This window comes from Actinomycetota bacterium (assembly GCA_030776725.1).
Taxonomy (GTDB): domain Bacteria; phylum Actinomycetota; class Nitriliruptoria; order Nitriliruptorales; family JAHWKO01; genus JAHWKW01.
In genome coordinates this window covers 1-6181 of sequence record JALYHG010000160.1, presented here as the reverse complement: position 1 = coordinate 6181, position 6181 = coordinate 1, and the positions used below count along the sequence as shown (strand labels likewise).

Below are 6181 nucleotides of genomic sequence, written 5' to 3'. Positions count from 1 at the left end.
GGGCGCGATACGCTCCGCCCGTTCGTTGAAGGAGCCAGCTGCGTTGCCCCAGGGGACCGTCAAGAGCTACGACCCGATCACCAACCGGGCCGTCATCCTCGACGATCAGCTCAACGAGCGGGTTGTGGACCGCCAGGTCTTCGCGGCGTCGGGGCTGCGGGAGCTGCGCCTGGGCCAGCGCGTGCGGTTCGAACTCGAGGAAGAAGAAGACGGCGCCCCGCAGGTCACGAACCTCAACATCATCAGCCTGTGAGGACCGGGGCGCTTCCGCGGCCGTCGGTCGTCGCCGGGTCGTGACGGCTACTCGACGGCGGTGACGTCCTCGACGACCGCTGCGCTCCGTGCCAACAGCCCCTGGCCGTGCTCCAGGCCCTGCTCCTCGGCCCACGCCCGGGTCGCGTCCAGGGTCTCGCGCAGCCGCTGTGCTGCGTCCGGGGCGACCGACCCGTACTCGGCGAGCGCCGCGGACGCGACCTTGTCCGGTCCGAGCTGGACCAGCTCGCGGACCAGACCTTCCGGCTCGGGTCCATCGCGGTAGGCCAGCGCGACCGCCGCGGCGAACTCCTGGGACGCGTCGTCGCCGTCGGAGGCGATGATCGCCAGGTGCATCAGCGCCTTCGCCGAGAGGCGGTCGGAGTCGGCGACGGCCTCGACGATCTGGGCGTAGGAGCCGAGGTCGTCTGCGGTGAGCAGTGTGGCGTGCAGGCGCAGGTACTTGGCCCGGACGGGGACGTTCTGGTGGACCTCCAGGTCGACGGGAGTCTCTGGGTCGGCCAGCCAGTCACGCAACGGCCGCGCCGCGTCCCAGTAGACCGCGGGGCCACGGTCACGAGCGGCCCCCGGTGTGGCGATCACCTTGGCCGGGTCCACCGTGAAGGTGACCAGGCCCCGGCCATGCTCGCCGATGTAGGTCCGGGCGTGATCCAGCGACAGGTACGCCGAGACCCGGCGGCCGTGGGCGTAGCTCCCCGGAGCCTGGCGATCCTCGACGCCGGGGGGACCCAACCGGTCGCTGAGGTCCGCCCGGGTGCGCAACCCCTGTTCCTCGATCAGGGGCAGGCGGCGGAGTCGGGTCAGGTGCCAGACGGTGACACGGGCCACGTCGATGGCCTCCTTCCGTTCGCCGCGCCCTAGCGCCGTCGGGTGCGGACGTCTCGCCGGTCGAGCTCGGCGACCAACCGCTCCAGCTGCTGCTCGGCGTCCGCCAGGTCGTCTTGCGCCGACTGGGAGATGGCGATCAAACGCCGTTGCCACCGGCCCTTGGCGTCACGGGACAGCCTGACGTCGTCGAGGCGTGCGTGGACGTCGCGGAGGCGGCGCGTCAGCGCGAGGACGCGGTCGGCGTCGAGCAGGCTCGCGTCGTCGCCAGCCCTGCTGTCTCGCCCACCCTGGTGGTCCGCCACGCGACGTAGGGTAACCGCGGCAGGTGAGACCACCGGAAGGGCCACGGCGTGCGCTACGTCAACCTGGGTGCCAGCGGCGTGAAGGTCAGCGTGCTCGCGCTGGGAACGTGGCTCACCTACGGGGGGACGGTCGAGGACCGGGTCGCCCGCGAGTGCGTCGGCGTCGCGCTCGACAACGGCGTGAACCTGATCGACACCGCCGACGTGTACGAGCGTGGCGAGGCTGAGCGGGTCCTCGGGGACCTGCTCAGCGGCCGCGACCGGCGTCACGTCGTGCTCGCCACCAAGGTGTACTTCCCGATGAGCGACGACGTCAACGACCGAGGCCTGTCACGCAAGCACGTGACCGAGTCGATCGACGCGTCACTGCGGCGTCTGCGCACCGACTACGTCGACCTCTACCAGTGCCACCGCTACGACACGGCCACGCCGACCGAGGAGGTGGTGGCCACGATGGGTGATCTGGTGCGCCGGGGCAAGGTCCTCTACTGGGGGGTGTCGATGTGGCGCCCGGAACGGATCGTGGAGGCCTGCACCCTCGCCGACGCGCTCAACGTCCCACGGCCGGTCAGCAACCAGCCGGTCTACTCGCTGTTGGACCGCGGCATCGAGTCGGTGGTGCTGCCGATCAGCCGCGAGTACGGCCTGGGCCAGATCGTGTACAGCCCGCTGGCCCAGGGTGCCCTGACCGGGAAGTACAGCGGCGGAACGGTGCCGCCAGGATCCCGCGCCGCCGGCGAGGGCCGTCGCTTCGTCGAGCGCTACCTCGACCAGGCGTCCCTGGACAAGGTCGACCGCATGGGTCGGTTGGCCGCCGACCTCGACGTGAGCCACGCACAGCTGGCGCTGGCGTGGGTGCTCCACCAGGACGGCGTCGCCTCGGCGATCTTCGGGGCGTCGCGCCCCGAGCAGGTCCGCGAGAACGCCGCCGCGGCGGACGTCGACTTGGACGACGACACCCTCGACCGCCTCGACGACCTGTTCGCGGCCTGACCGCCACCGACGTCACAGCGGAGGCACGCCCTGCACCGGGACCGGGTCGCCGCGGTCATGCAGGTCACGTTCGTCGGCGGCGTCCACCTCGTCGCGGCGGATGCCCAGCACGAACAGCACCGCGTCGAGGTAGGGCACCGACACGCTGGTGTCGGCGGCTTGTCGCACCGCGGGTTTGGCGTTGAACGCCACGCCGAGTCCGGCCCGCGCCAGCATGTCCAGGTCGTTGGCGCCGTCCCCGATCGCCACGGTCTGTTCGAGCGGGATGTCCTCGCGGCGGGCGACCTCCTCGAGGACGTCCGCCTTGGCGGCGCGGTCGAGGATGCGCCCGACCAGCCGGCCGGTGACCCGCCCGTCGACGATCTGCAGCTCGTTCGCGAAGCAGTGCGTGATCCCGAGCTCCGCAGCCAGCGGGTCGGTGAAGAGCGAGAAACCACCGGACACGATCGCGACCTGGAAGCCCAGGCGCTTCAGGGTCCGCACGAACGTCCGCGCGCCGGGCGTGAGCCGCACGCGCGCCCGGACCCGCTCCAGTGCGTCACGGTCGAGACCGGCCAGGAGCGCCACCCGGGCGCGGAGAGCTTCGCCGAAGTCGAGTTCCCCCGCCATCGCCCGCTCGGTGACGTCGCGGACACGGTCGTAGGTGCCTGCCTCCTCGGCCAACAGATCGATCACCTCGTCCTGGATCAGGGTCGAGTCGACGTCCATCACCACCAGGCGCTTCGCGCGCCGTTCGAGCCCCTCACGCTGGACGGCCACGTCGATCGCGTGCTCGGCGGCGGCGTGCAGCAGCCCCGCGCGCAGCGTGTCCGCGTGGCCGCCGGACACCACCAGCTCGTAGCTGACGACGGGGTACCGCGACAGGCGGACGATCCGGTCGATGTTGGCTCCAGCACCGGCGATCCGGTGCGCGACCGCGGCCAACGCCGCCGCGGTCAGCGGCGCCCCGATCACCGTCACCGCGTAGCGCTGGGGCGGCGCCGTCGCGGCGTGCGCCTCGACGGGTTCGAAGTCGACGTCGAGCCCGCGTTCCCAGCCCAGGAACAGGATGTCCTTCACGACCCGGTCGCTGATCCGGTCGCCGTCGACCGGGAGACCGACCAGCAGGTCGAGGCTGAGGCGATCGCGGGTGGTGACCTGCTCCATGTCGTAGACGTCGACGCCGCCGGCCGCCAGGACGTCCAGGAGCGCTGCCGTGATGCCGGGCTGGTCACGTCCCGAGACGCGAACGAGGAGGGTCCGCCGGTCGTCCATCCGCGCGAGGGTACCGACGCTCACCGCGCCCCCGTGGCGCGCAGGGCCGCAGGCCACCATGGGCGTCGCGAGCGTCGAGACGCGCCGGGACCGCCTCGGTCGTCCAGCGTCCGCCGCCCCCTACACTACGCCGCCATGCGTCCTCGGACGGCGGGTCGCCGCCGACCTGCGATCCTGACCGCACAGCTGCTGGCGGCAGGGTCCCTGACCGTCCTCGCCGCCGGGACGCTGATGACGGCCAGCCGGCTGCGACAGCCGGTGGTGGCCCCGCCCGCAGCGCCAGAGCCGCTCCCCGAGCCGCTCGTCCCACCGACGTCCGCGCCGGTCACTGCCGCCCCCACGCCGTCGCCCACCCCGACCCTGCACCCCCTGGTGGACCGCAGCAGCGTCGGCGAGCCGTGGGGGACGGTGGCGGGCGTGCTGCAGTTCCGCGGGAACCCCACCCGGACGTGGTACGGCCTCGGTCCGGTCCCGTCCTCCCCGCAGGTGCGCTGGCGGTACCCGGACGCGCCGATGTGCACCGACGAGGCGATCGGCTCCCGGGCGGGGACCGCCGACCCGCCGGTGAAGCGCTGGTGCGGCACCGGGTGGACCGGTCAGCCGGCGGTGTGGGAACGGCCCGACGGCGTGGTCGAGGTCGTCGTCGGTGCGTACGACGGGGCGGTGCACTTCATCAGCGCGACGTCGGGCCGGGCGCTGCGACCGCCGTTCGCGACCGGCCACATCATCAAGGGATCGGTGACGTTGGACCCCGACGGGTTCCCGCTGCTGTACACGGGGTCGCGCGACGGCTACCTGCGGGTGGTGGCGCTCGACCGCGACCGCCCGACCGAGGTGTGGGCGCTCCCCGCCAACCGGAACAGGATCTGGAACGACGACTGGGACGGCAACCCCACGATCGTCGATGGCCTGCTGTTCACCGGCGGGGAGGACGGCTGGTTCTACGTGATCGACCTCAAGCGCGGCTACGACGCGGCAGGCCGGGTCACCGTCGACCCGACGGTCGTCGTGGAACTGCCCGGCTGGGATCAGCAGCTGCTCCGCGCCGTCGGGGATCGCAACGTCAGCTTCGAGAGCTCCGTCGCGCTCATCGAGGGCCACGCGTTCGTGGCGAACTCGGCTGGGCGCGTGATCGGGTACGACCTCAGCCGGGTCCGCAACGGTCACGCCCCCGTGGTGTTCGAGTACTGGACCGGTGACGACACCGACGCGACGATCGTGATCGACCGTGACGGGATGCTGTACGTGGCATCGGAGCTCGAGCGCCGGACTGCCCGTGGCCGGCAGGTCGGCCAGCTGGTCAAGCTCGATCCCAACCGCCCCGGTGACCCGCGGGTGTGGGGCCTGGACGTTCCTGCTCGCGCCGGCGCCCCCGCCGACGAACCGGGGGGGATCTGGGGGACACCGGCCCTGCACGATGGTGTGCTGTACGTCACCACCCACGCCGGCGACCTGCTGGCGGTCGACGCGGGCGACGGACAGGTCGTGTGGCGCCAAACGATCGGGTACCACGAGTGGTCCTCCCCCGTGGTCGTCGACGACACGCTGATCGTGGGCGCGTGCCAGCACGCCGGGCTGTTGGCGTTCGATGTCCGCGACCCACGCCGTCCGCGACCCCGCTGGTCGGTGCAGCTGGGCGGCTGCGTGGAGAGCACCCCGGCGGTGTGGCGCGGCGGGATCTACGTCGGGTCCCGGGACGGCTTCGTGTACGCGGTCGGAGACCGCTGAGCGACCCGGCCTACGCTCTCGTCGCCATGGTCACGTCCAACCCGGCACTGGATGAGCTCGGCGGTTACCCGCTGGCGGCCCTGCAGGACCTCGCCGAGGAACTCCGCGCTGACGGCCGGCCGGTCTACGACTTCTCGATCGGCGACCCCGACGAACCCACCCCGGGCTTCATCCGCCAGGCGCTGGTGGACGCGCTCGGCCCCGTCAGCCGGTACCCGACCGTGACGGGGCGGCGCGAGCTGCGCGCTGCTGTCGCCGCCTGGTTCGCCCGCCGTCACGGGGTGGAGGTCGACCCCGATCGTCACGTTCTGCCCAGCGCTGGGAGCAAGGAGGCCATCTTCCACCTCCCGCTGGCGGTCGTGGACCCCCACGGCGACCGCCGCGGCGTGCTGTGGGGCGAACCGGGGTACCCGGTGTACGCCCGCGGAGCCCAGTTCGCCGGTGGGATGTCCGACCCGGTGCACCTCACGGCCGAGCGCGACTGGCTGCTGGAGCTTGCCGAGGTCCACCCCGCCCGGCTGGCCCGCGCGTGCGTCGCGTGGGTGAACTACCCGCAGAACCCGACCGGCGCCGCGGCCGACCGCGACTACTACCGCCGCCAGCTCGAGATCGCGCGCGCCAACGACATCCTGCTGTGCTCCGACGAGTGCTACCAGGAACTGTGGTTCGACCGTCCCGCCCCGTCGCTGCTGGAGGTGTGCGACGGGGACCTGACCGGGGTGCTGGCGTTCGTGTCGCTGTCGAAGCGCTCGGGGATGACCGGGTACCGGGCCGGAGCGATCGTCGGGGACCCGGAGCTGATC

7 protein-coding genes are annotated in these 6181 nt (G+C 72.3%); 4 read left to right on the top strand and 3 right to left on the bottom strand.

Translation table 11 applies throughout. The features are described 5' to 3' along the window. The coding region (locus M3N57_07560) for a hypothetical protein (GenBank protein ID MDP9022540.1) at positions 1-253 on the top strand (253 nt) is incomplete at its 5' end. 47 nt (positions 254-300) lie between these two features. Here M3N57_07560 and M3N57_07555 read toward each other — a convergent pair. After that, positions 301-1101 carry a hypothetical protein gene (locus tag M3N57_07555; GenBank protein MDP9022539.1) on the bottom strand — a complete coding sequence of 267 codons (801 nt, stop codon included), beginning with the start codon at positions 1099-1101 and terminating at the stop codon, positions 301-303. Between the two features lie 29 nt (positions 1102-1130). Further along, positions 1131-1403, bottom strand: coding sequence for a hypothetical protein (locus M3N57_07550; GenBank protein MDP9022538.1), 273 nt, complete (start codon positions 1401-1403; stop codon positions 1131-1133). 48 nt (positions 1404-1451) lie between these two features. Here M3N57_07550 and M3N57_07545 point away from each other — a divergent pair, with 48 nt between their 5' ends. Next, positions 1452-2396: an aldo/keto reductase family protein gene (locus M3N57_07545; protein ID MDP9022537.1), complete on the top strand. Its 945-nt coding sequence runs from the start codon at positions 1452-1454 to the stop codon at positions 2394-2396. A 12-nt stretch (positions 2397-2408) separates the two neighbouring features. On the opposite strand, the gene serB is transcribed toward M3N57_07545, so the two are convergent. Further along, positions 2409-3650, bottom strand: a complete 1242-nt coding sequence (gene serB, locus M3N57_07540; GenBank protein MDP9022536.1) for a phosphoserine phosphatase SerB — start codon at positions 3648-3650, stop codon at positions 2409-2411. 135 nt (positions 3651-3785) lie between these two features. Here serB and M3N57_07535 point away from each other — a divergent pair, with 135 nt between their 5' ends. Continuing rightward, complete coding sequence (locus M3N57_07535; GenBank protein ID MDP9022535.1) at positions 3786-5378, top strand: PQQ-binding-like beta-propeller repeat protein; 1593 nt, start codon at positions 3786-3788, stop codon at positions 5376-5378. Between the two features lie 26 nt (positions 5379-5404). Next, positions 5405-6181, top strand: a 777-nt coding sequence (locus M3N57_07530) for an aminotransferase class I/II-fold pyridoxal phosphate-dependent enzyme (GenBank protein MDP9022534.1), incomplete at its 3' end; no start/stop codon positions are given.